The sequence below is a fragment of the Chishuiella sp. genome (genome assembly GCF_032109125.1).
Lineage (GTDB): Bacteria > Bacteroidota > Bacteroidia > Flavobacteriales > Weeksellaceae > Empedobacter.
The window spans coordinates 217298-243734 of sequence record NZ_DAMCLZ010000002.1; the positions used below are offsets into that span (position 1 = coordinate 217298).

The following is a 26437-nucleotide window of genomic DNA, read 5'->3' on the forward strand; positions in this document are numbered from 1 at the left end:
ATTTTTTTAACTATTCAAGAATTAAACCATTAATTATAATAAGACATTTTGTCATTTTAAGAATAAAAAAAGCCAAAACAATTATTGTTTTGGCTTTTATATTTTGATTGTCTTTTCTTAAAATTCACCGTAGTTTGCGTAAGATTCGTCAAAAACGAAATCTTCCATAAACTTAGTTGTATAATTCCCAGCAATAAAATCAGGATGATCCATTAATTGTAAATGGAAGGGAATTGTTGTTTTAATTCCTTCAATATAAAACTCTTCTAATGCACGTTTCATTTTATGAATTGCTTCTTCACGAGTTTGAGCAGTTACAATTATTTTAGCAATCATAGAATCATAATTTGGCGGAATTGAGTAACCAGCATATACATGAGTATCAATTCTAACACCATTTCCTCCAGGAATATTAATCGATGTAATTTTTCCAGGAGAAGGGCGGAAATCATTGTAAGGATCTTCTGCATTAATACGACATTCTATAGAATGTCCTTGAGGGAAATAGTTTTTCCCTGAAATAGATTGTCCATCTGCAAGCATAATTTGCTCGCGTACTAAATCAAATCCAGTTACTTGTTCAGTAATAGGGTGTTCTACTTGTATACGAGTATTCATTTCCATGAAATAAAAGTCTCCATGTTTATCAACTAGAAATTCTATTGTACCAACACCTTCATAACCTATATATTCGCAAGCTTTAATAGCAGCTTCTCCCATTCGTTGACGTAAATCGTCAGTCATAATAGGGGATGGAGTTTCTTCAGCTAATTTTTGATTACGGCGCTGTATAGAACAATCTCTTTCAGATAAGTGACAAGCTTTACCATTTTGGTCACTAGCAACTTGGATTTCTATATGGCGAGGTTCTTCAATTAACTTTTCCATATACATTCCATCGTTTCCAAAAGCAGCTGCAGCTTCTTGACGAGCAGATTCCCATGCATGTAGCAAGTCCTCTTCTTTCCAAATAGCACGCATACCTTTACCACCACCACCAGCTGTTGCTTTCATCATGACAGGATATTTTATTTCGCGAGCAATTTCAAGAGCTTGTTCGTAACTTTCTAATAAACCGTCAGAACCAGGAACAACAGGAACACCAGCTTCTTTCATTGTTGCTTTTGCATTTGCTTTATCTCCCATACGGTCGATATTGTCAGATGAAGCTCCAATAAATTTTATTCCATTAGATTGACAAATTTTAGAAAAAGTTGAATTTTCAGATAAAAATCCATAACCTGGATGTATAGCATCTGCATCTGTAATTTCAGCAGCTGCAATAATACTAGACATTTTTAAGTAAGAATCTTTACTTGCAGCAGGCCCTATACATACTGCTTCATCTGCGAAACGAACATGTAATGATGTTTCATCAGCCTTAGAGTAAACGGCAACTGTTTTAATTCCCATTTCTTTTGCTGTACGTATTATACGCATAGCAATTTCTCCTCTATTTGCAATTAATATTTTTTTAAACATAATCGTAGATTTAAAAAATTATTAAGAAGGATCTACTAAGAAAAGAGGTTGATCGTATTCAACAGGACTTGCGTCGTCAACTAATATTTTTACGATTTTACCAGAAACTTCAGATTCAATTTCATTGAATAATTTCATAGCCTCTACAATACATAAAACTTTTCCGTTACTAATAGAATCACCAACATTTACGAAAGCATCTTTACCTGGACCAGCTGAACGGTAGAAAGTACCAATCATAGGTGATTTTACAGTTATAAAGTTGTTATTTTCTTCTTGTGTAGATTCAGTAGAGTTGTTTGCTTCTTGTGCTACAACTGGAGCTTGAGCAGCTGCAGGAGCTTGTTGAGGTACATAAAATTGTTGAGAAGCAACTTGTGTAGGAACACTCGCTAATGTTTTGATTTTTATTTCAATGTCATCTTGTTTGATGCTTACTTCAGCTACTTCAGCTTTTGAAACAAATCTAATTAAATTTTGAATGTCTTTAATGTCCATATAATACGGTTTTTAATTTGACCTTTTCGTTATATTTTTGTTAAACGAAATCAAAGGTATTAAAAAAAAAAAAATAAGCTGCTTCTTTTTTAAGAAACAGCTTCAAAATTTTTTCAAGATAGTCTTATTCAGTAACTTCTTGTGCTTTTTCTAATACTACTTTTCCTTTGTAATATAATTTTCCATCAGCCCAATGAGCTCTATGGTATAAATGAGCTTCACCAGAAGTTTTATCGATTGCTAATTGTGGAGCTTCGATTTTGTAGTGTGTTCTACGTTTATCTCTTCTTGTTGACGACTGTCTTCTCTTAGGATGTGCCATATCTAACTACTTTTTTTCTTTATTTCTATAATTTATTATAACTTATAAAACCAATTAAGGTTTTAAATCTTTTAATTTTGCCCAACGAGGATCGATTTCATCATCGTCGTCGTCTTCGTTATTTTTAATATCACTAATGTCTTCAGTATCCTCATTTAATTCATAAATACTGTATTGGTCAAGTAAATCCATCATTTCAGAAGTACTATCTCCATTTAAGACATCTGGATGTATTCGTTTTGTTGGAACTGATAAAATAGTTAGTTCATAAAGAACTTGTGCTATATTTATTTGGTATTCTTCTCTAGGAATAACCCAAATTTCATTATCAGTATCATCAAATTCGTCCCCAAATTTAACAATTAATTCTGTATTGTTTGAAATTTCTTGTTCAAATAATTCTCCTGTTAAATCACAAGGAACGGTTATATTTCCTTTTATTTCGATTTTTAATTCAAGCATTGTTGATTTTTTTTCTAAAATTACTTTTGAAATAATTTTAGGATCTTCAAAATCTTGCTCTATATCAAATAAATCAAAGAACGATTGTGACAGTTCGAACTCAAAATCACTCTTACCTAAAGGTAAACTAGTGAATATAATATTGTAATTTTTTAACTTGTCCATATCACAAAAAGGTGTGCAAAGATAATCTAATTTATTTAAAATTAATAGTTCTTTGTAAGTTTTTTAATTTTTTATTCTTTATTATCTCCCTTTTCTAATTTTAAGGGAATATGCTGAAGTACATTTTTTGTTAATTCTTTATATTCAGCACGGTTTTTATATAATTCAATTGCTGTGTAAATTGCTTCTTTGAAAGATTCTTCATTTGCAATTCCTTTACCTGCAATGTCATAAGCTACTCCATGATCAGGTGAAGTTCTTACATATTTTAAACCTGCAGTATAATTAACCCCTTCATCAAAACTAATCGTTTTAAATGCAACTAAACCTTGGTCGTGATACATAGCTAATACTGCATCAAATGCATCTAGATTTTTAGGGGTAAAAAAACTATCAGCTGGATAAGGACCAAAAATTAGTTGATTTTTTTCTATACAACTTTTAATAACAGGAATTATTATTTCTTTTTCTTCTGCTCCTAATAAACCGTTATCACCCGCATGAGGATTAAGACCAAGAACTGCAATTTTTGGTTTTTCGATTGCATAATCTTCAATTAAACTTTTATGTATTTGTTGTATTTTATAATATACAGATTTATTGGTAATTTGTTTTGCTACATCTTTTATTGGAACATGTTGAGATACTAAACCTACTTTTAATTTTTCTGAAACTAAAAACATTAGAGCTCTTCCTTTCCAAGTTTCAGCTAAATATTCTGTATGACCTGGAAAATTAAATTCATCTGATTGTATATTATCTTTGTTAATGGGAGCTGTTACTAAAACATCTGTAAAGCCATTTCCTACTGATTCTGTTGCAGCTTTTAAAGATTCGAAAGCATGAGTTCCAGCTTCTTTTGTTACTTTACCAAATTGTACATCTATTTGATCCTTCCAAAGATTTACTACATTTATTTTTCCATCAACAATTTGACTAGGATCTTGAATTCCTTGAAAATTTATTTTATCAAATTTTAAACGATCTTTTTGATAAGATAAAAGTTTTGTAGATCCAAAAATGACAGGAGTAAAGAGTTCTGTAATCTCTTTTTCATGTAATGTTTTAAGAATAACTTCAATTCCTATTCCATTATAATCACCAATAGAGATGGCTACTCTTATTTTTCTACTTGCTTCAGACATAATTATATTTTAATAAGATTGACTTATTGGTTTGTGTTTTTTTAAAAATTTCTTATAAATTAAATCTACTATTAGTCCACCAATCCAAGATGAAAAAAATAAAACAGGACAAATAGAAATTTCATACCAAGTAGGATGATTAGGAGTAATTAATATATCTCCTAATGCTACAAGAAAAACAATAAATCCTACAAACATTGTGTAAGCTTGCTTAGCTCTCTTTACAATTGTAGCAGTTATTATTCCACCTACTAAAGCAGCAAATCCACTGATTACTAGCATAGATCCGAAAAATTGGACTTCGTGTTTTTTTCCTATACCATTAGAGAAGTATTTTATGATATGTCTCCATTCAGGAAAGACTTTTTCATCCCAACCTAATCTATTGGCATTAAAAACAAGTCCAAATTGAATAATTACATAGATTATAACTAATCCAATTATTACTGCAATTGTATTTCTTAATATATGATTGTCTTTAGGCATAATTTATTTTTAGTTAGCTAATGCGATTACAGATATTTCAACATTTACATCTCTTGGTAATCTAGCAACTTCAACACATTCTCGTGCAGGATAATTTTCATCAGTAAAATAAGAAGCATAAACTTCATTTACATCATTAAAATCATTCAAATCTTTTACGAAAATAGTTGTTTTTATGATATTATTTATATTAGTTTTTCCAGCATCTAAGATTGCAATGATATTTTTCATTACTTGATGTACTTCATCTTTTATGCCAGTTGTTACTAATTCATTTTTATTTACATCAAAAGGTATCTGACCTGATGTATATAATAATCCATTAATTTTTATTCCTTGAGAGTATGGCCCTATAGCTTCAGGAGCTTTAGTTGTATAAATAATTTCTTTTTTCATGTTTTATGTTTTTTAATACTGAAGTCTTGATCTTTCAGTATATTTTAAATCTTGTAATATATTTGCTTTTATACCAATAAAAAAGTCATAACTTTTATATGTTCCCATTGGAGTCCAGTTGAAAGAAAAAGTAAAACTTCGTAAATCTCTTTCGAAACCAAAGCGAACATAGGTGATATCATTTTTTATAAAATCATATGTTGCATTTGCAGAGATAGCCCAGTATGGTGTTGGTGAAATTTTACCGTTCATTGCGATTGACCCTGTGCTAGTTCCTTCTCTTTGAGTACCTTTAGTATAATTATAACTTAAATTAGCTGTTAAACTCCAAGGAATAGCGTATTGCGCATAATTATCATTATCATAATAGAAGTTTTCATCACGAACAGTACCTCTTTTTTTATAATTTTTAGCATCAAAACGTTTTCCTCCAAAAGTACTATTGTCAAAAGTGTATCCTGTACCTATTGTCATATTAGATACTCTAAGATTTCCAAGTCCCAATTTGTCTACATATTCAGAAACTTCTGTTCCTGCTGCATTTATGTAACGTCTTATTTCATAAGGATTAACTGTTGAAGAAAATTGAACATTAACTTTTCTATCAAATAATGATGTCATACCATTAACAGAAATAGGTGATAATTTAAATTCATCTGCAGAAAAATTGTAGGCAGAAGTAAATCTTAAATATTCAAAGATTTTAACTTTTTTAAATCCTTTGGAATCTTTTTCATCTTTTACTTTCATTTCAAGATTGTTCGAAATACCAAAATTAATGGAGTTAGTAAGACCAGGAATACTTACTCCATAAAGCATATTTTGATATTGGTTATACCAAACTTCTTCTTGATTTTTATCTTGATAAGATTTGTAATAACTCCAATTAGGTGATTGAAAATCGGGAGTGTATGTGTATCCAATAGAAGGACTAATAACATGCTGAACTCCTAATATTGTAGCATTTTTATTTGGATTGATATACGTTCCGTATATGTTAGTTGATAGAGAAGCATTAAAGTTAAATGTTCTATATGAATTGAAGCCTTTAATAGTTGTATCTTCAACTTTACCATTAACAGAGTTGTATGATCTAGTTATCTTATTATCTCCCCAAACTTCATTATAATCTGAAGATAATGTTAAAGGGAAATAATTTGCTAGCGTAATACCAGTTTGTAATCCAACTTTATGACTTGCTCCTGTACGCATTTGTTCTTTCCACATTTTTTGTGTAAGAATATCATTATCAGTTGTGTTTACTTCGTTACCTGCTTGCATACTATATGTTAAACCTAGATTTTGTAATAATCCTTCTTTTGGCATATTCTTTTTTGCAAAAGGATATATACGAGACATAGTAACATTTAATTTAGGAAAAGCAATGTTTATAGCTCCAGTATTATAGTTTTGAGAATGAGACATACTCATTTGAGCTGTAAAAGGTGAATTCTCGAAATTTTTAGTTAAATTAATCGAAGAGTTAACGTTGTTAGTGAAAACTTGACCATTATTAATGTATTGATTTCTTACAGATTGACGGTAATACTTGGAACTAGAGAAATTAACATTAGCGTTAAACAACAAATAAGGATTTGCTTTTGGATCTTGAGAATGAGTCCAAGTAATTCCGAATAGATTTTGCTTAGAGAATGCATTTGTTCCTTCAGTTAGTCCTTTTATACCTGTTAATCTATTTTCTATATTTACCGCAAAACGCCCATTGTATTTATATCTATTTTTATAATTAGATTCAGCTCTTAAAGCCCAACTCCCTTTTGTATATATATCTCCAGAAAGCTTCAAATCAAATTTTTCACCAAAAGGTACATAAAAGCCTATATCTTCGATGAAAAAACCAAGAGTTGTTCTTTCTCCAGGTCTAGGCATTAAAATTCCTGCAGCTCTATTTTCACCCATAGCAGGCATATAACCAAAAGGTAAAGCTAATGGTGTCGGAACATCATAAATCCACATATTCATTGGACCAGTAATTAATGTTTTTTTTCCATTTTTCTCAATCATTTTACCTTCCTGAGCTCTAAGAAAATAATCAGGACGAGAATCTTTGTTTTCCTTAAAGTAAGTATCTGTAGTAAAATCAGCTTTTCTAAGTAACATAACAGAATCATTAACGCGTTTAGCTTTGTCAGCTATAATAACACCATCTTGCTCTGTCATTCTAATATTATAAGCAATACCAATTTTAGTTTTAAAGTTTACTTTAAATGCATCTTGCAAGATTTCTTGATTATTTTGAGTAAACTTTGTTTTTTCTATAATATTACCTAAGGAATCTCTTTTTCCTTCAGCATATACATCTCCAGTGTCCCAGTTCAATTCTACATAATCAGCATCTATAATCATATCATTATAAACAACATGAGCTTTTCGTAATAGATAAGTCATTCGTTTTTTACGATTATGGATTTCATCTTCGGAATTGTGTTCTACTATATACTCTAATTTTTCTTTCACAGGAATAATGGTATCTAATTTGATAGAATCAGATACGTTCTTAGAGTGATCTTTATCGTTGTTTTTATTTTCTATTTGTCCAAAGGAAACAGTACAAACCATAACTGGACTAAAAAATAAAATCGATTTAATTGCTTTTGTAAACAAATTGAAAAACTTATTTTTTATAAATTGCGTCAAAATTAATCAAAAAAACAAACCTACAGTATGAGTTTAAAAATGATTAACATACAAAAGTATTTATTTTTTGTTATGATACTAACATTTTCTATAGTTTCATTTGCACAAAAAAATCAAAAATTTGTAATTGTTATAGATGCTGGTCATGGTGGTCATGACACAGGAGCGAGAGGTGTTGCTGATTTGGAGAAGAATATAGCATTAGATGTAGCATTGAGATTTGGAAATTTAATTCAAGCGAATTATAAAGATGTTAAAGTTGTTTGGACTAGAAAAACAGATGTATTTTTAGAATTGTCTGAACGTACTGATATTTCAAATGCAAACCATGCTAATTTATTTGTTTCTGTTCATTGTAATTCTGCTTCTAATACGTCAGCATCGGGTACAGAAACTTTTGTGATGGGATTGAATAAAATGAGTCAGACAGACGATGTTTCTCGTAGAGAAAATTCTGTTGTTTTTTTAGAAAAAGATAAAGAAAAGTATGAGAAATTTAATCCTAATGATCCTGAAGCTGTAATTGCTTTTGAAATAATGAATGCTGCTTATAAAGAACAAAGTTTACGTTTTGCAGATTTAATGGAAAAAACTTTTATTAATCAAGAAGGAAGGAAAAGTAGAGGGGTTAAACAGGGAAATTTACATGTTCTTAGAAATAATGCATCTCCATCAGTATTAGTAGAAATAGGTTTTATATCAAATCAAGATGAAGGAACATATTTAGCATCTGAGGAAGGTAAGCAAAAAGCAGCTGAATCTTTATATAAAGCTTTTCAAGAATATAAAAGAGAGTATGATCGTAGAAGTGGAGTTGATGGACAACAATCAAATGAAGATAAACCTATTAAGGTAGCAGAAACTCCTTTGGTTGGGAAAAAATTAAAAATTAGAGTAATGGATTCTAAAACTAAATTTTCTCCTACATCACCACAATTAAAAGGTTTAACAGATCTTGATGTTGTTCAGGAAGGAGATAATTATGTATATTATTTAGGAGAGACAGATTTACAATCCAGAGCTGACGAATTGTTAAACACTGTTAAACGTAAAGGTTTTTCTAAAGCGAAAATCGTAGAGGTAGAATCGAATAAAAAATTAGAAGGAGTACAAAATTATAGAGTTCAATTTATGACCTCAAATAAGAAGTATAGAGATAAAGACGATAAATTTAATGGTTTAACTAATGTTTTGCGAGTAAAAGAAGGTGGGCTTCAAAAATATTATTTTGGACAAGATAAAACCATGGAAGAAGCTCAAAAAACATTAAAACAAGTTCAAGAAAAAGGTTTCAGAAACTCTTTTATAGTTACATTTAATGGAGAAAATCCAATGTAATAATGAATAAAAGATGTTTCTTTAGAAATTAAATTTTAATTTTGTATAAAATAAAAAATAGTGAAGTTATCTAAAGAATTCAAAATAGGAATTGTAACGATTGTAACCTTAATAGGTTTTTTTATGTTGTTTAATTTTTTGAAAGGACAAAATATCTTTTCATCAGGACGATTATTTATCGTTAAGTTTGAAAATGTTAAGGGATTAGCTCCGTCAAAACCTGTTTCTATAAATGGTTTAAGAGTTGGACAAGTAAAAGAAATTAAAATTGTAGATGATGCAAAACCAATTTATTTTGATGTAGTATTATCTATTGATAAAGATATACAATTTTCTAAAAAGACAATAGCAGAAATTTATGAACCAGGTATTATGTCTGGGCCTGAAGTACGATTATTATTAGACTATGGGCCAGATATTGCTAAAAGCGGTGATTATCTTGAAGGTCGTGTTGCTGGAGGAATGATGGATGGTCTTACAAAGCAATTATCTCCAACACAAACAAAGCTAGATAGTGTTTTAGTTAGTTTTAATCATACTTTACAAGGTGTGAATAATATTTTAGATAAAGATGCACAGCAAGATGTAAAAGCAATGCTAAAAAATCTAAATAATACTGTAGCATCATTTGATAAAACAGCACAATCATTAACAGCAACTTCAAACAGTGCAAATAATTTAATTGCTTCAAATCAAAAAACTTTATCAGCTACATTAACTTCTGCAAAATCTACTGTAGAAAAATTTGGTCAAACTGCTGATAAATTAAATGAATTACAATTAGATCAAGTAATTAAAAATTTTGAGAATGTATCTAAGAATTTAAATGGACTTTTAGAAGATGTTAATAATGGAAAAGGTTCTCTAGGTAAATTAGCAAAAGACGATGGAATTGCTAATGAATTAGAAGCAACTATTAAGAATATGAATTCTTTGGTTGAGGATTTAAAAAAGAATCCAAGTAGATATGTTAATATATCAGTATTTGGAAAAAAACAACCTATACAGCCATAGTTAATTTTATAAATATCAAAACCACAAAAAGATATAAATAATGATTAAGTACATTCCAAATTTAATTTTTCTCTTATTAATGATAGGAAGTATTTGGTTTTTTACTAAAAACGTAAAAAAATTAATACGGAATATAAAACTAGGAAAAGAAATTACACGTTTTGACCATCCGAAAGAAAGATGGAAAACAATGATTCGAGTTGCATTAGGACAAGGTAAAATGGGAGTGAGGCCAATTCCTGCTATTTTACATAGTTTTGTCTATGTAGGATTTGTTTTAATTAATGTAGAAGTTCTAGAGATTCTAATCGACGGAGTTTTTGGAACTCATCGAGTTTTAAGTTTTTTAGGGAGTTTTTATAACTTAATGATAGGGTTTTTCGAAATCTTAGCATTTTTAGTTATGATTTCTTGTATTGTATTTTGGTGTAGAAGAAATATAGTCAAAATTGCAAGATTCTGGAAGCCTGAAATGAAAGGTTGGCCGAAGGAAGATGCAAATTATATTTTGTACATGGAAGTAGCTTTTATGATGGCTTTATTTACTATGAATGGAGCAGATCAAGTACTTCAACAAATGAATGTACCACATTATACACATGCAGGTTCTTTTCCTATTTCATCTTGGCTAACAGCGCCAGTTATTCGTCAATTTAATGATACAACATTTATTTATATTGTAGAAAGAACAGCCTGGTGGTTTCATATTATAGGGATTTTCTTTTTTTTAAATTATTTATATTACTCAAAACATTTACATATTATATTAGCTTTTCCAAATACTTGGTTTTCTAAACTAGAACCTAAGGCAGAGTTTAATAATTTAAAATCTGTAACTGATGAGGTTAAAATGATGATGGATCCCAATGCAGATCCTTATGCAACTCCAACTGAACCACAAGGAGAAGCTGAAACATTTGGAGCAAAAGATGTTTTTGACCTTAATCAAATTCAATTATTAAACGCATATACATGTACAGAGTGTGGTCGTTGTTCATCTGAATGTCCTGCTAATATAACTGGTAAAAAGTTATCACCTCGTAAAATAATGATGGATACTAGAGATCGTCTTGAAACAATAAGTAAGAATATAGATCTTAATGGTAAATATGTGGATGATGGAAAAACATTAGTTAACGACTATATAACACCAGAAGAATTATGGGCTTGTACTTCGTGTAATGCTTGTACACAAGCATGTCCAATAAATATAGATCCTTTATCTATTATTATAGATTTGCGAAGATATCTTGTTATGGAACAATCTGCAGCTCCACAAGAATTAAACATGATGATGTCTAATGTAGAAAATAACGGTGCACCATGGCAATTTAATAATGCGGATCGATTAAATTGGGCAAACGATTAAAAAATAATTCCATTTTCATTAACTATTAATTTACAAAACAAACAATAAATACACAAAACAACACGTAACATGAAAAACATTTTAGAAGAAAAAATTGAAAATGGAGAGAAAGTAAGTCCAATTTTACCTGAGCATATAAAAAATTATTTAATAGATATTGACGGGACAATTTGTGATGATATTCCAAACGAAGAACCAGAGAGAATGTTAACAGCTGAAGTTTATCCAGATGCATTAGTTACATTAAATAAATGGTTTGATGAAGGACATATTATAACATTTTTTACTTCTCGTTTAGAGGAGCATAGAGATTACACGGAAACTTGGTTAAAAAAACATGGATTTAAATACCATGGACTTTTGATGAATAAACCTAGAGGAGGTAATTACCATTGGATAGATAATCATTTGGTTAAAGCAACTAGATATAATGGTAAATTTACAGATTTAGTTGAAAAAAATGTTTCTATTCAAGTTTTTGATGATGGTAAACATTAATCAAAAACATTAATCAAAAAAATCACAAAGACGACAAAAAAATGGCAAGTATTACAGTAAAAACAATGGCTCAATATATGGCAGAGGGCTTACAACCAGAAATTTTATTCTGGGTTGGCTGTGCTGGTAGTTTTGATGATAGAGCCAAAAAAATAACACGAGCATTTGTAAAAATATTAAATAACATCGGACTTGAATTTGCAGTTCTCGGTACAGAAGAATCTTGTACTGGTGATCCTGCTAAAAGAGCAGGAAATGAATTTGTTTTTCAAATGCAAGCAATGATGAATATAGAGGTATTAAATGCATATGAGGTTAAAAAGATTGTAACAACTTGCCCACATTGTTTTAATACATTAAAAAATGAGTATCCTAATTTAGGAGGAAATTATGAGGTTTTACATCATTCTCAATTTTTACAACAATTAATTAATGAAGGTAAATTAAAATTAGAAGGTTCTGAAACGTTTAAGGGTAAGAAAATTACATTCCAAGATCCTTGTTACCTTGGTCGAGGAAATAATGTATATGAAGCTCCTAGAATATTGATAGAAAAACTTGATGCTGAACTTGTAGAGATGAAACGTTGCAAAACAAGAGGGTTATGTTGTGGTGCAGGAGGAGCTCAAATGTTCAAGGAATCAGAAAAAGGAAATATAGATATTAATATTGAAAGAACTGAAGAAGCTTTAGAAAAAGAACCTAATATTATAGCTACAGGTTGTCCATTCTGTAATACAATGATGACTGATGGTGTAAAACATTTCGAAAAAGAATCTTCTGTAGTCGTTAAAGATTTAGCAGAGCTTATAATGGAAGCAAAAGATCTATAAATAATCTTTTCTATTATATAAAAAACAATAAAGTCATCTCAAATGAGATGACTTTATTGTTTTAAAGAATTATTTAGTCTATAGTTTAATTTTTGTGCTTTTTATATCTATATTTTTACATTATTATCACAAAATAATTATGAATTAAGAGATATTGTAATTAAAAATAGGCTATTACAATTATAAGTTATACCTTTGTAAAATATTAGAGACAAGATTTATCTTGAAATTTACTAGGAATAAAATCTATTCCAAAATTTACTTTTTTTAATTTATTTTTTGACAAAAGTCAACTCATTTCATTAATTTCTGTACTTCTAAATAATAAATATATTAATTTTTTATACAATTTTATTTAGAATTTAAATTTCATTTTTTCTCTGTATAATTCAATACATTTAATAATCAACTTATAAAAAAGTTGAACAAAATATTTATATCCATTTATGGCAGATTCAACATCTAAAAAAGAAAAAAATAAAAAGAAAGCTCTAAAAAGATTAGAAAAATTAAGTAAAAGAGAGAATCGTAAAGAAAACAATAATAAAGGTAAATCATTAGAAGAAATGATTGTTTATGTTGATGTCCTAGGTAATTTTACAGATGTGCCTCCTCATTTACAGAATAAAGAAGAAGATTTATTAAAATTAGAAACTAATTCAGATAAAGAAGTTTTCATAAGTGGTATTGTTGATAATTATAACGATTCAAAAGGATTTGGATTTATAAAAGTATTAAATTCTAATGATAAAATATTTTTCCATTTTAAAGAATCAAGAGAATTATTAAAAGTTGGTGATAAAGTGGAGTTTAAGAAAGCTATTAGCGAAAAAGGTTTTAGAGCAACACAAATAGTTAAAAAATAATTTAATTAAATATATACAAATGCAAGAAGGAATTGTAAAATTCTTTAATGAATCAAAAGGTTTTGGTTTCATTTCTGATGCTAACGGTGGGGAAGATGTTTTCGTACACGTTTCAGGATTAATTGATAATATCCAAGAAAATGATAAAGTTACTTTTGATTTAGAAAAAGGTAAAAAAGGTCTTATGGCCGTTAACGTAAAAAGAATATAGTTTTATTCATAGTTTTTATTAAAAGAAAGAGGTCGGTAATCGATCTCTTTTTTTGTTTATTAAATCTCATGAATATATTTTGTATATTTGGATAAAGAGATAAAAAATTTAAGAAATGAATTTATCAGATGATTCTAGAATTTGGATTTTTCAAGCAAATCGTAAATTTTCAGTAGAAGAAAAAGAAAATATAACGAATAAATTAAATAATTTTATAGGAGATTGGAATGCTCATGGAGCTGAACTTTTAGCTGGATTTGATTTACCATATGATCAGTTTATAGTTGTTGCAGTTGATGAAAATCAAGCAGCTGCTAGTGGATGTTCAATAGATAAATTAACTAAATTAGTAAGAGAAATTGACGCTGACTATTCTTTAGATTTATTAAATAGAATGTTAGTTTCTTATGAAACCAATGAGAAGATATTAATTGAAAAATTACCTACTTTTAAACAAAAGGTAAAAGAAGGAGCTATAAAAAATGTAAATGTTTTTAATAATGGAATTTCTAGTTTAAAAGATTTTAAACAAAACTGGTTAGTACCACTTGAAGATAGTTGGGCTAAAACATTATTAAATTAAAATAAAAATAATCTTGTCGAGTATGTTTTTTAACTCGGCGTTATTTTTGTTAATATATATTTTTAAATTAATTATTTTTATAAAATAAACTACTATGAAAAACAAAGGTTGTCTTTTTGGAGGTATAATACTTCTAATTTTAGCGGGAATAGTTTTTTGGGGAATTGGAATATCTAATTCAATTAAAACAACGGATCAAGCTGTGCAAAAACAATGGTCAAATGTAGAAAATACATATCAAAAAAGATCAGATTTAGTTCCTAATTTAGTAAATACTGTAAAAGGAGCTGCTAATATGGAAAAAGAAACATTAACAGCTGTTATTGATGCTCGAGCTAAAGCAACTTCAAATCAAATTAAAATTGACGATGCATCTCAATTAACAGATGAAAATATTGCAAAATTCCAAGCTGCACAAGATCAATTAGGATCTACATTAAGTAGATTATTAGTTTCAGTAGAAAAATATCCAGATATTAAATTCAATCAAAATTTTACTTCTTTACAAGCTGAATTGTCAAGTATTGAACAAGAAGTTTTGTTTGAAAGAAAAAAATATAATGATGAAGCTGAAAAATACAATTCTATGATTGTTACTTTTCCTAATAGTTTAATTGCTGGTTTTACGGGAGCCGCTAAAAAAGGTTATTTTAAAGCTGCTGCAGGAACTGAAAATGCTCCGAAAGTAGAATTTTAATAAGAATAAAATCATCAGTATGGGAAAAAAGAAAAATAAGTTTCTTTCTTCAAAAGATGAAAATAGAATAATCGAAGCAATTCAAAAAGCTGAGAAAAATACAAGTGGAGAGATTCGAATTCATATTGAATTCGAATCTTCATCTGATCATTTTCAGAAAGCTTTAGAAGTGTTTGAAACCTTAGAAATGCATAAAACAAAAGATCGAAATGGTGTTTTGTTTCATGTATCTCCTTCAGATCATTTTTTTACAATTATTGGAGATGAAGGAATTCATAATGTAACTCCAGATGATTTTTGGGACGAAATAAAAGAAGAAGTTATTTTATATTTCCGAAAAGAAGATTATGTAAAAGGACTTTGCCAAGGAGTAAAAAAAACAGGTAAAGCTTTAAAAAAATACTTTCCTTACCAAGAGGATGATGTAAACGAATTACCAGATGAAATTAGCTACAGCTAGATATTTTATAATAACTTTTTTATTTTCCATTTTTATTGCATTTGGCCAAACACCAGAGCAATTAGTGAATATGAAAAATCCTCCTAAAAGATTAGTGCAGGATTATGCTCAGATTTTTGATGCAAAACAGTTAAATGATTTAGAAAATAAATTAGTTGCTTACGATGATTCTACATCGACTCAGATATTGGTTCTAACAGTAAAATCATTAGATGGTTATCCGCTAGAATCTTTTGCAAATGAAATAGGAGAAAATTGGGGAGTAGGAACTAAAGGAAAAGATAATGGAGTTGTTATTGTTTTAAGTCTTGAAGATAGAAAAATTACAATAAGAACTGGCTATAGTGCCCAAATATATTTACCACCTACGATTAATAAATCTATTATAGACAATGTAATAATTCCTTATTTTAGAGAAGGTGATTATGCTGGAGGAATTAATGCTGGGGTAGATACTATTTTTAAGGCATTTGCTGGTAAATATAAAAATGATAAAAAAGATGGACCTGAAGCAGATATAGGAACTATAATTTTTGTCATTTTATTTTTAATCTTTTTATTTTTCATCATTGGTAAAGGTAGAGGAAACAATGGAGGGAATAATAGAGGTAGAAGAAGAGGATTTTTAGATGATGTTATCATAATGAATTCAGGCAGTTCTATCTTTGGAAGCGGAAGCGGTTTCGGAGGAAGTTCTTCTGGCGGAGGTTTTGGTGGCTTCGGCGGCGGAAGTTTTGGCGGAGGAGGAGCTTCAGGAAGTTGGTAAAATAATTAAAATACAGTAAAGCGAATGATTATCATTCGCTTTTTTTTGAATAAAAAACATTATTTGTATTTTAGTTTTTTAATAATTTTATGGATAACTTAAATCATATATATACCAATCAGAGGAGTAATACAAACGATACAAGTGATTCTAGATCTGAATTTCAAAGAGATTACGATAGAATAATTTTTTCATCTGCATTTCGTAGATTACAAAATAAAACTCAAGTTTTCCCTCTGCCTGGAAGTGTTTTTGTACACAATAGATTAACTCATTCATTGGAAGTTTCATCTGTTGGTCGATCAATGGGAAATTTAATAGGAAAGTTTATCACTTCAAATTATAATTTATCAGAAAAATCCTATGATTTTTATAATTATAGTATTCACGACGTAATTTCTGCAGCTTGTTTATGTCATGATATCGGAAATCCTGCTTTTGGTCATTCAGGTGAAGATGCAATAGCATCTTATTTTGATCGTAATGAAGCTGAGCTAAAACATTTTTTTACTGAAGCAGAATGGTCAGATTTAATTAATTTTGAAGGTAATGCAAATGCAATTCGAATCCTTACACAGCAACAGAATGGAAAATCCGAAGGAGGATTGCGTTTAACTTATTCTACGCTAGCAGCAATTGCAAAATATCCTTGTGAATCAATTGCAAAAGATAAATCACAGCTTCATCGTAAAAAATTTGGTTTTTTTCAAGCTCAAAAAGATGCATTTAAAACTATAGCTGAAAAAACTAATATGATTTTAGAACAAGATTCTCCAATCATCTATAAACGTCATCCTTTTGTATGGCTAGTAGAAGCAGCAGATGATATTTGTTATTCGATAATTGATGTTGAGGATTCACAACGTTTAGGAATTATAGATCATGATAAATGTAGAAAATTATTTTTGAATTTAGTAGAATCTTTGAGCCCTGAACAGATAGAAAAAACAAAATTGAATTTAAAATCTATTTCTGATAAAAATGATAGAATTGCTTATTTAAGAGCAAAATCAATTAATCTTTTAACTCAAAAATCTGTTGAAGTTTATCAAGAAAATTTTGAAAAAATTGTCAAAGGAGAATTTAATACAGCTTTATTAGATATTATAAAAGATGAGACAGTAAACGAAACGAAAAAAGTTTTAACTGAAATTCAACGTTTTTCTCGAGAAAATATATATAATCATCGTTCTGTTTTAGAAATAGAAAATGCAGGTTATAATGTAATGTCAGAATTGCTTTCACAATTTATTCCTCCTATATTAAAAGATGAGGGCGAAAGAAAAACATTTGAAAGAAAAGCATTACGATTAGTCCCAATACAATTTTTGTACGAGAAGGGAACAAAGTATCAAAAAGTAATGGGTATTTTGGATTATGTTTCTGGAATGACAGATAACTATGCTACAGAATTATATCGTCGTATTAAAGGGATTGAAATAGGAATGACCATATAATTATATAAAAACCACAAAAAAAAATAATAATTTAAAATGAAATTTAAAAAGATTAAAATTCTTTCATTAGCAATAATGTTATTTTCGACAATAACATATGCTCAAAAAACAAATCAATTTATAGATTTAAAAGTAACATCAACAAATAATAATATATATGAATTATTATCTAAAAAAGCTAAATTAGAAGTTTTATCTGATGAAAGTACTTGGGCTGAAGGTCCAATTGTTCTACCTAATGAGGAGGTAATCTGGAGTGATGTTGTTGGCAATAGGGTTTTTAAATGGACAGAAAAAGATGGTGCTAAGGAATGGTTGTCTCCTTCGCAATTTCATAATGGTCATACAATAGATAGCGAAGGTAGAATAATATCAGCTTCACATGGAAAAAGAGCTATAGAACGATTAGAAAAAGATGGTACTTGGACAGTTCTAGTCGATCTATATGGTGATAAGAAATTAAATAGTCCAAATGATTTAGTTGTTGATAAAGATGGTGAAATTTGGTTTACCGATCCTCTTTTTGGAATTGTAAAAGAAAATGAAGGTTATGGAGGTAACCCAGTTCAAGGAGGGGAACATGTCTTTAGATACAATCCTACAACAAAAAAAATAACAAAATTAAATACTTCAGAAGTTGTTACATCAAATGGGATTGCCCTTAGTAAAGATGAGAAACATTTATATGTAGCAGATTCACAAATAGAACATACTTCGCAACCATATAATACAAGAAATTTAGTTGTTTATGATATAGATAAAAATAAAGATGTTATAAATGGTCGAATTTTAGCTCAGTTTGAAGATGGAATTCCAGATGGAATAACTGTTGATGAAAAAGGTAATGTCTGGGTAGCAGCAGGTAATACTATTTATATTGTTTCTTCTGAAGGTAAAAGAATAGGTCATCTTTCTTTTCTAGATAAAGTAGCAAATCTAACATTTGGAAAATACAAGAATAAAGATGTTTTATATATTACAGGATCTAAACATCTTTTTAGATTGGATGTATTGGTTGGAGGAAGTTGATAAGTTATCATCATACATATTATTTGTTAATCCAATATTTTATGCGATAGGGATTGAAGCGACATCCTTTTATAAAAACAGAACTTATGTATACATAAGTTCTGTTTTTATAAAAGATATAGCGAAAAGCCTGCTCGATCGCCCAAAAAAGTTTTATTTCATAAATCCTTCGTACCATTTCCACAAAATAATTCCTGTACATACAGAAACATTTAGTGAATGTTTCGTACCAGATTGAGGGATTTCTATACATGTATCACATTGATCGATGATAGATTGTTGAACACCATCCACTTCATTTCCCATCACAATGGCATATTTTTGAGAATTGTCTACTTGAAATTCATTCAATAAAACAGAACCTTCTGTTTGTTCTATTGTTACAACTTGATAACCATCAGCTTTTAATTGAGCGACCAATTCATTAGAATCTTTTACATATTCCCAATCCACAGAATTTTCTGCACCAATAGCAGTTTTGTGAATTTCTTTGTGAGGAGGAGTTGCAGTAATTCCACACAAATAAATTTTGTCTATTAAAAAAGCATCAGAAGTACGGAAAACAGCACCAACATTGTGCATACTTCTTACGTTGTCTAAAACAACTACAATCGGATGTTTTTCAATTGCTTTATATTCATCAGCCGATACACGACCTAATTCGTCTAATTTTAGTTTTCTCATCACTTCGTTTTTAATTAACTTAGCTGTTTCAAAAGTTTAATAATTTGACAAAAGTAGTAAAGAATAAGGAAACTCCATTGATGAAGCAATATAATCAGATCAAGGCGAAATATCCTGATGCGATGTTATTGTTCCGTGTAGGAGATTTTTACGAAACATTTGGAGAAGATGCAGTGCGATGTTCTCGCATTTTAGATATTGTATTGACGAAGCGTGCAACGGGAGCAGAAAATAATGAATTAGCAGGTTTTCCACATCATTCACTAAATACGTATTTACCAAAATTAGTAAAAGCAGGCTTGCGTGTTGCAATTTGCGATCAGTTAGAAGATCCAAAAACAGTAAAAGGTATAGTGAAACGTGGTGTAACAGAATTGGTGACACCGGGAGTTGCATTGCAAGATGAGGTTTTATCTTCTAAATCGAATAATTTTTTGATGGCTGTTCATGAAGGAAGTAAATCTTTTGGAATTGCATTATTAGATGTTTCTACAGGAGAATTTTTAGTTTCTGAAGGACAAGAAGATCAAGTTGCTAAGATTATACAATCTTTTCGACCAAGTGAAGTTATTTATCAGAAAAGAGTAAAATATAATTTTTCTGACGTTAAGAGTAAATTTTTATTAGATGATTGGGCTTTTCAGTATGATTTTGCTGTAGATAAATTAACTAATTTATTTAAAACAAAAAATCTGAAAGGTTTTGGAATTGAAGATTTAAAGGAAGGAATAATTTCTGCAGGAGCTATTTTAGCTTATTTAGATGATACACATCATTTCGAGATACAACATATAACATCCATACAAAGGTTAAACCAAGATAGTTTTGTTTGGATGGATCCTTTCACAATTCGAAATCTAGAGTTAGTTTATTCGCCACATCCAAAGGGAATAACATTATTGAATATTTTAGATGATACCAAAACCCCAATGGGAGCTCGTTTGCTGAACCGTTGGATGGTAATGGTTCTGAAAGATTTGAAATCTATACAACGTAGACAAACAATAGTAGATTATTTTTATAAGAATGCTGATGTTCGTTTTGAATTAAGAGAAAAATTAGCTCAGTTAACAGATTTAGAACGTTTGGCAGGAAAAGTTTCTACAGGAAAAATAACTCCCCGTCAATTTTTGCAATTAGGTCAAAGTTTGACAATTTCTGAAGAAATAAAAACAATAGCAGAACAATCAAATCTTTCTGAATTAAAAGATTTATTTACCAAAATAGAAGCTATTTCTCATTTAGCAGATAAAATTTTTGCAACACTTTCGGACGAACCACCACATCAAATAGTAAAAGGAAATGTTATTCGTGAAGGTGTTTCTGAAGAATTGGATAAATTAAGAACTATACAGTTTTCTGGAAAAGATTATTTGGAACAAATGTGCCAAAGAGAAACAGAACGAACTGGGATATCTTCCTTGAAAATCGCTTTTAATAATGTTTTTGGTTATTACATAGAAGTAAGAAATACACACAAAGACAAAGTTCCGACAGAATGGATTCGTAAACAAACATTAGTAAATGCAGAACGATATATTACTGAAGAGTTAAAAGAATATGAAACGCAAATTCTAGGTGCAGAAGAAAAAATTCTTGCGATAGAAAATCAGTTATTTATTGATTTATTGCAGCAAATAATTACTAAATTATTAACAATTCAACAAACTGCAAAAGCAATAGCATTTATTGATGTGTTATCAACTTTTGGAGAAATAGCTGAGAAAAATTCTTACACGAAACCAATTTTAAACGATGGTTTTGATATTCATATTACTGATGGTCGACATGCCGTAATAGAACAACAATTACCAATTGGAGAACAATATGTTTCTAATAATGTTGAATTGAATCAAAAAGATCAACAAATTATTATGATTACTGGGCCTAATATGTCTGGTAAATCTGCATTATTAAGACAAACTGCTTTAATAACTTTAATGGCACAAATGGGAAGTTTTGTACCAGCAAAGAAAGCTGAATTAGGAATTATAGATAAAGTTTTTACTCGCGTAGGAGCTTCTGATAATATATCATCTGGTGAATCTACATTCATGGTTGAGATGAATGAAACGGCTAGTATTTTGAATAATATTTCGGAACGAAGTTTGATTTTATTAGATGAAATTGGTCGTGGTACATCGACTTATGATGGAATTTCAATTGCTTGGGCAATTGCTGAATTTTTACATCAAAGTAATCAGAAACCTAAAACATTGTTTGCAACACATTATCATGAATTAAATGAAATGTCGAAATCAATGGAACGAATTAAAAATTTTAATGTAAGTATCAAAGAAACAAAAGATACCATTCTATTTTTAAGAAAATTAGTTACTGGAGGAAGTGAGCATAGTTTTGGTATACATGTTGCTAAGATGGCTGGTATGCCTGTAAAGGTTGTTAATCGTGCGAATGATGTATTAAAAGTTTTAGAAGAATCTAAAAAAGAAGATGGAATAGCAAATAAGACGGAAAAAATAACGCAAGACAATATGCAATTGAGCTTTTTTCAGTTAGATGATCCTATCTTAGAATCGATTCGAGAAGAAATAATGAATACAGATATTAATACTTTAACTCCTGTAGAAGCATTAATGAAATTGAATGAAATTAAGAAAAAACTTGGTAAATAAAACTAGACTAAAAAATGAAAAAAATATTATTAACATTAGCAGGTGTATTAACACTAGCTTCATGTGCTACTAATCCAGTTACAGGAAGAAAATCATTATCATTAGTATCAAATACTGAATTAATGCCAACAGCTTTTTCACAGTATGATAAAGTGCTGAAAGAAGGAAAAATAATTACAGGAACTGCTGATGCAAAAATGATACAAACTGTTGGTACACGTTTGGAATATGCAGCAAAAGAATATTATAAAGAAAAAGGAATATTATCTCAATTAGATGGTTATAAATGGCAATTTACATTATTACAGTCTAATGAAGTTAATGCTTGGTGTATGCCAGGAGGAAAAGTTGCTGTTTATTCAGGAATTTTACCTGTAACAAAAGATGCAACAGGTTTAGCAGTTGTTTTAGGTCACGAAATTGGTCATGCATTAGCAGGTCATAGTGCTGAACAAGCATCTCAGCAAATGGTAGCACAATATGGAGGTCAAATCATAGGTAGTTCAATAGCTAATGCAAATTATGCTTCTATTTTTAATCAATTGTATCCAGCAGGTGCACAAATGGGGTTATTAAGTTATTCTCGTAAAATGGAATTAGATGCTGACAAAACGGGATTATATTTAATGGCTATGGCAGGATATGATCCATCTGCAGCAATTCCTTTTTGGGAGAGAATGGCAGCTAAAAGCGGAAATTCTAGTGCATCAGATTTTATGAGTACTCACCCTTCAGATGCAACTCGTATAGCAAGAATACGCGAAGCTTTACCAACAGCTCTTGCTTATTATAATGCAAGTCCATATAAAGGAAAATAAAATATTTAATAAAATCATTTAAATAGTAGCGAGTTAATTTGATAAATTAATTCGCTTTTTTTATATTGTATATTCAAAATCACAAAATAAAAAAGAAATGAGTAGTAACTTTAGAATAAATTCGTTTTCAGAATATAGAAAAGATTATAAAAGAAGTGTAAATGAACCTGAAGAATTTTGGAATGAAATCGCTGATAATTTCATTTGGAAGAAAAAATGGGATAAAACATTAGAGTATAATTTTGAAAACGCTGATTTTAAATGGTTTCAGGGTGCTAAATTAAATATTACAGAAAATTTACTTGATAGACACTTAGAAAAAAAAGGAAATAAAAGAGCAATTATATGGGAACCTAATAATCCGTTAGAAGAAACGCGTATTATTACATATCGTCAATTACATTCAAAAGTTTGTCGATTTGCTAATGTTTTAAAAAGAAATGGAATAGAAAAAGGTGATCGTGTATGTTTATATATGCCGATGATTCCAGAATTAACAGTTGCTATGCTAGCTTGTGCTAGGATAGGAGCAGTACATTCAATTGTATTTGCAGGTTTTTCATCTTCAGCTTTAGCTTCACGTATCAACGATGCACAATGTAAACTATTAGTTACTGCTAATGAAGTTTTTCGTGGTACAAAATCCATTAATCTTAAAGCAATTTGTGATGAAGCTCTTAAAGATTGTTCTTCTGTACAAACATGTATCGTTTATAGAAGAGCAATAGAACCAACTTCTATGGTTGGAGGGCGAGATAAATTTTGGATTGATGAAATGTATAAAGTCGATGATAATTGCCCAGCAGAAGAAATGGATGCAGAGGATCCTTTATTTATTCTTTATACTTCTGGATCTACAGGTAAACCCAAAGGAATGGTACATACTTGTGGTGGATATATGGTACAAACAGCCTATTCTTTTACCAATATTTTTCAAATGAAATCTCATGATATCTATTGGTGTACAGCAGATATTGGTTGGATTACAGGACATAGTTATATTGTTTATGGACCATTGGCTTGTGGTGTAACAACAGTAATGTTTGAAGGTATTCCTAGTTACCCAGATTTTGGAAGATTTTGGGAAATTGTAGAAAAATTACGTGTTACACATTTTTATACAGCCCCAACTGCTATTCGTTCTCTTGCTCGTGAGTCATTAGACTATGTAGAAAAATACGATTTATCTAGTTTAAAAGTTCTAGGATCGGTTGGTGAACCAATCAACGAGGAAGCATGGCACTGGTTAAATGATTATGTAGGAAAAGGAACTTGTCCTATTGTAGATACATGGTGGCAAACAGAAACAGGATCTATTCTTATTTCTCCTTTGGCAGGAATAACACCACTTCGTCCAACCTTTGCAACATTACCTTTACCAGGAGTTCAGGCGGTATTAATGGATGAAAATGGAAAAGAAGTAGAAGCAATCAATGAAAGATCTGAGGGGCGTTTAGCTGTTAAGTTTCCTTGGCCATCTATGGCACGAACAATCTACGGAGATCACAAGAGATTCATTGAAACATATTTCTCTACATTCCCAGGTTATTATTTTACTGGAGATGGAGGGTATAGAGATGCCATGGATAACTTCAGAATTACAGGGCGTGTAGATGATGTTGTTATTGTTTCTGGTCATAATTTGGGAACAGCACCAATAGAAAATGCAATTAATGAACACGAAGCTGTTGCAGAAAGTGCGGTTGTTGGTTATCCACACGATATTAAAGGAAATGCACTGTATGCATATGTTATTTTACAAGATGGATTTACTAAATCTCCTGAATTAGAAAAAGAGATTAAGAATACAGTTTCAAAATTGATTGGAGCAATTGCTAAACCTGAAAAAATACAATTTGTTACAGGTTTACCTAAGACAAGAAGTGGAAAAATTATGCGTCGTATCCTAAGAAAAATAGCAAGTAATGAAACTGATTTTGGAGATACATCAACATTATTAGATCCAGAAATTGTAGAAACTATTATGAAAGAAAAAGTATAAAACAACTTTTTTAATACAATAAAAAGATAATTCGTACTGAATTTTGGTTTAAATAGCCATTATTCAGTACGAATTTTTTATTTTTGTATACTTTTTTAAAGATATGATAAAAATTTCACCAGTTTTAGAATCGTATTTAGATCATCACACAGAACAAGAACCAGAGATATTGGGGCGTTTACGTGTTGAAACATTTCAGTCTACAACACAACCTCACATGATTTCCGGAGAATATCAAGGAAGATTATTAAGTATTTTGTCTAAGATTCTAGCACCAAAAACTATTTTAGAATTAGGAACTTTTACAGGATATGCTACATTGTGTTTAGCTGAAGGTCTTTCAGAAGATGGAAAAATAATTACGATTGATAAAAATGATGAATTAGAATATTTATGTCGTAAATATTTTGATGAATCAGAATTTTCATCAAAAATAGATTTTAGAGTTAATGATGCTAAAATAGAACTAGAAACAATTCAAGATAACACAATCGATTTAGCATTTATAGATGCTGATAAAGAAAGCTATCCCTATTATTTCGAAAAAGTATTGCAACTTTTAAGACCTGGTGGAGCTATGCTTGTAGATAATGTTTTGTGGTATGGAAAAGTAATGTTAGAGGAAGAAGATAAAAAAGATCCTTCAACACAAATACTGAAAGATTTTAATGAAATGATAACCCAAGATAATCGAGTAGAATCTATCATTCTTCCTATTAGAGATGGAATTACTTTAATCCGAAAAAAATGAGCATGAAATACGCAATTTGTCAAGTTAGTGTAGCCCCTTTGCGTTCCGAAGCAAGAGATTCTTCGGAAATGGTAAGTCAGATTCTATTCGGAGAAAAATTAATGATTACCGAAGAATTAGAAAAATGGACAAAAGTTCAGCTTGCTTTCGATAATTACGAAGGTTGGGTAGATCCTAAACAAATTGTTGAGGTTTCAGAAGAAGAATATAATCGTAATATTGCAGAAAAATTTGCAATCAATCCATACAATCATGCATTGGAAAATAATTTACCAATGACATTAACAATTGGAGCAGAAGTACGTTCATTATACGAAAGTAAAATAAAAATAGGACCAAAATGCTTTGAGTATTTTGGTGTATATACATCAGGTAAAAAATCAAAAGATCAATTGGTAGAAATAGCCAAAGCTTATCTTAACGTACCTTATTTATGGGGAGGTAAATCTTCATTTGGTATCGATTGTTCAGGCCTTACACAACAAGTATATAAAATAGGAGGTTATACAATACCCAGAGATGCTTACCAACAAGCAGAAATGGGAGAAGTACTTAGTTTTGTAGAAGAAGCAGAACCAGGAGATTTAGCTTTTTTTGACAATGCCGAAGGTAGAATAATTCACGTTGGAATTATGTGTGGAAATGGTAAAATTTTACACGCACATGGTAAAGTTCGCATAGATCCTATTGACTCAAATGGAATATTTAATACCGATTCTCAAAAATACTCTCATAAATTAAGATGCATTCGTAAATTAATTTAATACAATATTTTTTATTTGGGCAAACCCTTCGGGGCAGGCTTTCTTGT

The 26437-nt window shown here is 29.8% G+C and carries 27 protein-coding genes; 18 read left to right on the forward strand and 9 right to left on the reverse strand.

The annotated features are described in order from the left end of the window. Window positions 1–117: 117 nt before the first annotated feature. From accC to RT575_RS03925, 8 genes are all read right to left on the reverse strand, one after another. Window positions 118–1482 (reverse strand): acetyl-CoA carboxylase biotin carboxylase subunit, encoded by a 1365-nt coding sequence (accC, locus tag RT575_RS03890; protein ID WP_313385375.1) that lies wholly within the window; start codon window positions 1480–1482, stop codon window positions 118–120. A gap of 21 nt (window positions 1483–1503) precedes the next feature. Then, window positions 1504–1980 carry an acetyl-CoA carboxylase biotin carboxyl carrier protein gene (accB, locus tag RT575_RS03895; RefSeq protein WP_313385376.1) on the reverse strand — a complete coding sequence of 159 codons (477 nt, stop codon included), beginning with the start codon at window positions 1978–1980 and terminating at the stop codon, window positions 1504–1506. A gap of 124 nt (window positions 1981–2104) precedes the next feature. Beyond that, entirely contained in the window at window positions 2105–2302 is a 198-nt protein-coding gene (gene rpmF, locus RT575_RS03900) for a 50S ribosomal protein L32 (RefSeq protein WP_313385378.1), read from the reverse strand. Window positions 2303–2356: 54 nt separating this feature from the next. Further along, the gene (locus tag RT575_RS03905) at window positions 2357–2929 is read right to left on the reverse strand and encodes a DUF177 domain-containing protein (protein WP_313578961.1); all 573 of its coding nucleotides are present in this window, start codon (window positions 2927–2929) and stop codon (window positions 2357–2359) included. A gap of 71 nt (window positions 2930–3000) precedes the next feature. Then, window positions 3001–4074, reverse strand: coding sequence for a 4-hydroxythreonine-4-phosphate dehydrogenase PdxA (gene pdxA / locus RT575_RS03910; RefSeq protein WP_313578963.1), 1074 nt, complete (start codon window positions 4072–4074; stop codon window positions 3001–3003). A 9-nt stretch (window positions 4075–4083) separates the two neighbouring features. Beyond that, entirely contained in the window at window positions 4084–4560 is a 477-nt protein-coding gene (locus RT575_RS03915) for a hypothetical protein (protein WP_313578965.1), read from the reverse strand. A 9-nt stretch (window positions 4561–4569) separates the two neighbouring features. After that, window positions 4570–4956 (reverse strand): RidA family protein, encoded by a 387-nt coding sequence (locus RT575_RS03920; protein WP_313385384.1) that lies wholly within the window; start codon window positions 4954–4956, stop codon window positions 4570–4572. Between the two features lie 12 nt (window positions 4957–4968). Then, window positions 4969–7581 carry a putative LPS assembly protein LptD gene (locus RT575_RS03925; RefSeq protein WP_313578967.1) on the reverse strand — a complete coding sequence of 871 codons (2613 nt, stop codon included), beginning with the start codon at window positions 7579–7581 and terminating at the stop codon, window positions 4969–4971. Between the two features lie 72 nt (window positions 7582–7653). Here RT575_RS03925 and RT575_RS03930 point away from each other — a divergent pair, with 72 nt between their 5' ends. From RT575_RS03930 to RT575_RS03990, 13 genes are all read left to right on the forward strand, one after another. Continuing rightward, the gene (locus RT575_RS03930) at window positions 7654–8952 is read left to right on the forward strand and encodes an N-acetylmuramoyl-L-alanine amidase (RefSeq protein WP_313385388.1); all 1299 of its coding nucleotides are present in this window, start codon (window positions 7654–7656) and stop codon (window positions 8950–8952) included. Window positions 8953–9012: 60 nt separating this feature from the next. Continuing rightward, window positions 9013–9966 carry an MlaD family protein gene (locus RT575_RS03935; RefSeq protein WP_313385389.1) on the forward strand — a complete coding sequence of 318 codons (954 nt, stop codon included), beginning with the start codon at window positions 9013–9015 and terminating at the stop codon, window positions 9964–9966. A gap of 43 nt (window positions 9967–10009) precedes the next feature. Then, window positions 10010–11335, forward strand: a complete 1326-nt coding sequence (locus tag RT575_RS03940) for a 4Fe-4S dicluster domain-containing protein (protein ID WP_313579162.1) — start codon at window positions 10010–10012, stop codon at window positions 11333–11335. A 69-nt stretch (window positions 11336–11404) separates the two neighbouring features. Next, window positions 11405–11833 carry a phosphoheptose isomerase gene (locus tag RT575_RS03945; protein WP_313385391.1) on the forward strand — a complete coding sequence of 143 codons (429 nt, stop codon included), beginning with the start codon at window positions 11405–11407 and terminating at the stop codon, window positions 11831–11833. Window positions 11834–11874: 41 nt separating this feature from the next. Continuing rightward, a complete protein-coding gene (locus tag RT575_RS03950; protein ID WP_313385393.1) occupies window positions 11875–12666 on the forward strand; it encodes a (Fe-S)-binding protein in 792 nt (263 codons plus the stop codon). A 446-nt stretch (window positions 12667–13112) separates the two neighbouring features. Next, window positions 13113–13532, forward strand: coding sequence for a cold shock domain-containing protein (locus tag RT575_RS03955; protein ID WP_313385395.1), 420 nt, complete (start codon window positions 13113–13115; stop codon window positions 13530–13532). 19 nt (window positions 13533–13551) lie between these two features. Further along, window positions 13552–13743, forward strand: a complete 192-nt coding sequence (locus tag RT575_RS03960; RefSeq protein WP_313385397.1) for a cold-shock protein — start codon at window positions 13552–13554, stop codon at window positions 13741–13743. Window positions 13744–13858: 115 nt separating this feature from the next. Further along, entirely contained in the window at window positions 13859–14326 is a 468-nt protein-coding gene (locus tag RT575_RS03965) for an ABC transporter ATPase (protein ID WP_313578971.1), read from the forward strand. Window positions 14327–14420: 94 nt separating this feature from the next. Further along, window positions 14421–15023, forward strand: a complete 603-nt coding sequence (locus RT575_RS03970) for a LemA family protein (protein WP_313385400.1) — start codon at window positions 14421–14423, stop codon at window positions 15021–15023. A 19-nt stretch (window positions 15024–15042) separates the two neighbouring features. Then, window positions 15043–15483, forward strand: coding sequence for a TPM domain-containing protein (locus tag RT575_RS03975; protein ID WP_313385402.1), 441 nt, complete (start codon window positions 15043–15045; stop codon window positions 15481–15483). Beyond that, window positions 15464–16249: a TPM domain-containing protein gene (locus RT575_RS03980; RefSeq protein ID WP_313578974.1), complete on the forward strand. Its 786-nt coding sequence runs from the start codon at window positions 15464–15466 to the stop codon at window positions 16247–16249. The genes RT575_RS03975 and RT575_RS03980 overlap by 20 nt, the downstream gene beginning before the upstream one ends. Before the next feature lie 89 nt (window positions 16250–16338). Further along, the gene (gene dgt, locus RT575_RS03985) at window positions 16339–17706 is read left to right on the forward strand and encodes a dGTP triphosphohydrolase (RefSeq protein WP_313385405.1); all 1368 of its coding nucleotides are present in this window, start codon (window positions 16339–16341) and stop codon (window positions 17704–17706) included. A 36-nt stretch (window positions 17707–17742) separates the two neighbouring features. Continuing rightward, window positions 17743–18735, forward strand: coding sequence for an SMP-30/gluconolactonase/LRE family protein (locus tag RT575_RS03990; protein ID WP_313578976.1), 993 nt, complete (start codon window positions 17743–17745; stop codon window positions 18733–18735). A gap of 153 nt (window positions 18736–18888) precedes the next feature. Here RT575_RS03990 and RT575_RS03995 read toward each other — a convergent pair whose 3' ends face one another. Beyond that, window positions 18889–19419, reverse strand: a complete 531-nt coding sequence (locus tag RT575_RS03995; protein WP_313578978.1) for an RNA methyltransferase — start codon at window positions 19417–19419, stop codon at window positions 18889–18891. Window positions 19420–19463: 44 nt separating this feature from the next. Between RT575_RS03995 and mutS the strand changes: the two genes are divergently transcribed. The 5 genes from mutS to RT575_RS04020 all read left to right on the forward strand — a co-directional run bounded on the left by mutS (window position 19464) and on the right by RT575_RS04020 (window position 26390). Further along, the gene (gene mutS, locus RT575_RS04000) at window positions 19464–22055 is read left to right on the forward strand and encodes a DNA mismatch repair protein MutS (protein WP_409515944.1); all 2592 of its coding nucleotides are present in this window, start codon (window positions 19464–19466) and stop codon (window positions 22053–22055) included. 14 nt (window positions 22056–22069) lie between these two features. Continuing rightward, window positions 22070–22873, forward strand: coding sequence for a M48 family metallopeptidase (locus RT575_RS04005; RefSeq protein WP_313385411.1), 804 nt, complete (start codon window positions 22070–22072; stop codon window positions 22871–22873). Window positions 22874–22937: 64 nt separating this feature from the next. Continuing rightward, window positions 22938–24875 carry an acetate--CoA ligase gene (gene acs, locus RT575_RS04010; protein ID WP_313579166.1) on the forward strand — a complete coding sequence of 646 codons (1938 nt, stop codon included), beginning with the start codon at window positions 22938–22940 and terminating at the stop codon, window positions 24873–24875. Window positions 24876–24978: 103 nt separating this feature from the next. Continuing rightward, window positions 24979–25626: a class I SAM-dependent methyltransferase gene (locus RT575_RS04015; RefSeq protein WP_313578980.1), complete on the forward strand. Its 648-nt coding sequence runs from the start codon at window positions 24979–24981 to the stop codon at window positions 25624–25626. A gap of 2 nt (window positions 25627–25628) precedes the next feature. Next, window positions 25629–26390: a C40 family peptidase gene (locus RT575_RS04020; RefSeq protein ID WP_313578982.1), complete on the forward strand. Its 762-nt coding sequence runs from the start codon at window positions 25629–25631 to the stop codon at window positions 26388–26390. Window positions 26391–26437: the final 47 nt, after the last annotated feature.

Bases quoted from the DNA above. Each gene is read 5' to 3' on its own strand.
- RT575_RS03975 (WP_313385402.1), top strand. From the start codon at position 15,043: ATGGGAAAAAAGAAAAATAAGTTTCTTTCTTCAAAAGATGAAAATAGA.
- accC (WP_313385375.1), bottom strand. From the start codon at position 1,482: ATGTTTAAAAAAATATTAATTGCAAATAGAGGAGAAATTGCTATGCGT.
- RT575_RS03915 (WP_313578965.1), bottom strand. From the start codon at position 4,560: ATGCCTAAAGACAATCATATATTAAGAAATACAATTGCAGTAATAATT.
- RT575_RS04005 (WP_313385411.1), top strand. From the start codon at position 22,070: ATGAAAAAAATATTATTAACATTAGCAGGTGTATTAACACTAGCTTCA.
- RT575_RS03990 (WP_313578976.1), top strand. From the start codon at position 17,743: ATGAAATTTAAAAAGATTAAAATTCTTTCATTAGCAATAATGTTATTT.
- rpmF (WP_313385378.1), bottom strand. From the start codon at position 2,302: ATGGCACATCCTAAGAGAAGACAGTCGTCAACAAGAAGAGATAAACGT.
- RT575_RS03950 (WP_313385393.1), top strand. From the start codon at position 11,875: ATGGCAAGTATTACAGTAAAAACAATGGCTCAATATATGGCAGAGGGC.
- RT575_RS03955 (WP_313385395.1), top strand. From the start codon at position 13,113: ATGGCAGATTCAACATCTAAAAAAGAAAAAAATAAAAAGAAAGCTCTA.
- accB (WP_313385376.1), bottom strand. From the start codon at position 1,980: ATGGACATTAAAGACATTCAAAATTTAATTAGATTTGTTTCAAAAGCT.
- RT575_RS03905 (WP_313578961.1), bottom strand. From the start codon at position 2,929: ATGGACAAGTTAAAAAATTACAATATTATATTCACTAGTTTACCTTTA.
- RT575_RS03960 (WP_313385397.1), top strand. From the start codon at position 13,552: ATGCAAGAAGGAATTGTAAAATTCTTTAATGAATCAAAAGGTTTTGGT.
- RT575_RS04015 (WP_313578980.1), top strand. From the start codon at position 24,979: ATGATAAAAATTTCACCAGTTTTAGAATCGTATTTAGATCATCACACA.
- dgt (WP_313385405.1), top strand. From the start codon at position 16,339: ATGGATAACTTAAATCATATATATACCAATCAGAGGAGTAATACAAAC.
- RT575_RS03965 (WP_313578971.1), top strand. From the start codon at position 13,859: ATGAATTTATCAGATGATTCTAGAATTTGGATTTTTCAAGCAAATCGT.
- RT575_RS03920 (WP_313385384.1), bottom strand. From the start codon at position 4,956: ATGAAAAAAGAAATTATTTATACAACTAAAGCTCCTGAAGCTATAGGG.
- RT575_RS03930 (WP_313385388.1), top strand. From the start codon at position 7,654: ATGATTAACATACAAAAGTATTTATTTTTTGTTATGATACTAACATTT.
- pdxA (WP_313578963.1), bottom strand. From the start codon at position 4,074: ATGTCTGAAGCAAGTAGAAAAATAAGAGTAGCCATCTCTATTGGTGAT.
- RT575_RS03970 (WP_313385400.1), top strand. From the start codon at position 14,421: ATGAAAAACAAAGGTTGTCTTTTTGGAGGTATAATACTTCTAATTTTA.
- RT575_RS04020 (WP_313578982.1), top strand. From the start codon at position 25,629: ATGAAATACGCAATTTGTCAAGTTAGTGTAGCCCCTTTGCGTTCCGAA.
- RT575_RS03945 (WP_313385391.1), top strand. From the start codon at position 11,405: ATGAAAAACATTTTAGAAGAAAAAATTGAAAATGGAGAGAAAGTAAGT.
- RT575_RS03995 (WP_313578978.1), bottom strand. From the start codon at position 19,419: ATGAGAAAACTAAAATTAGACGAATTAGGTCGTGTATCGGCTGATGAA.
- RT575_RS03980 (WP_313578974.1), top strand. From the start codon at position 15,464: ATGAAATTAGCTACAGCTAGATATTTTATAATAACTTTTTTATTTTCC.